Origin of the sequence: Bacillus sp. OTU2372, from assembly GCF_038440275.1 — a bacterium.
GTDB lineage: Bacteria > Bacillota > Bacilli > Bacillales > Cytobacillaceae > Neobacillus > Neobacillus bataviensis_B.
Window position 1 is genome coordinate 1 of the sequence record NZ_JASATK010000074.1, and the last position, 590, is coordinate 590.

A 590-nucleotide genomic window follows, 5' to 3' on the forward strand; every position below is an offset into this window, starting at 1 on the left:
TTCTTCTTAAAACTTATGGGGTCTTAGCTCAGCTGGGAGAGCGCCTGCTTTGCACGCAGGAGGTCAGGGGTTCGATCCCCCTAGACTCCACCAATTTAATTATATAATGGCGGTGTAGCTCAGCTGGCTAGAGCGTACGGTTCATACCCGTAAGGTCGGGGGTTCGATCCCCTCCGCCGCTACCATTAATAATTATGATTAGATTAACATGGACCTTTAGCTCAGCTGGTTAGAGCAGACGGCTCATAACCGTCCGGTCGTAGGTTCGAGTCCTACAAGGTCCACCAGTAGCTTAATATAATATGGAGGAATACCCAAGTTCGGCTGAAGGGATCGGTCTTGAAAACCGACAGGCGGGTTAAACCGCGCGGGGGTTCGAATCCCTCTTCCTCCGCCATATTATTTTAGCGAAACATGGAGCATACTCCAAACTTAATAACTTTTACTATCGCGGGGTGGAGCAACGAGCGTTGCTACAATGAATAATCTGCGAGTTGTACCCATCGAGCTGCGGCTTGATTAAGCTTTCTGAGATGGGGACAGTCAGTAACAAAACATGGAGCATACTCCAAACTTAATACTTTTTACTA

Annotated in this window: 4 tRNA genes; all 4 read left to right on the forward strand. The window is 47.8% G+C overall.

From position 1 onward, the window contains the following. The first annotated feature begins 17 nt into the window (after window positions 1-17). The 4 genes from AAHB15_RS29965 (at window position 18) to AAHB15_RS29980 (ending at window position 397) form a co-directional block, all read left to right on the forward strand. A tRNA-Ala gene (locus AAHB15_RS29965) sits at window positions 18-93 on the forward strand. 15 nt (window positions 94-108) lie between these two features. Further along, window positions 109-185: transfer RNA gene (locus AAHB15_RS29970), tRNA-Met, on the forward strand. Window positions 186-210: 25 nt separating this feature from the next. Next, window positions 211-287 (forward strand) — tRNA-Ile (locus AAHB15_RS29975). Between the two features lie 17 nt (window positions 288-304). Further along, a tRNA-Ser gene (locus tag AAHB15_RS29980) sits at window positions 305-397 on the forward strand. Window positions 398-590: the final 193 nt, after the last annotated feature.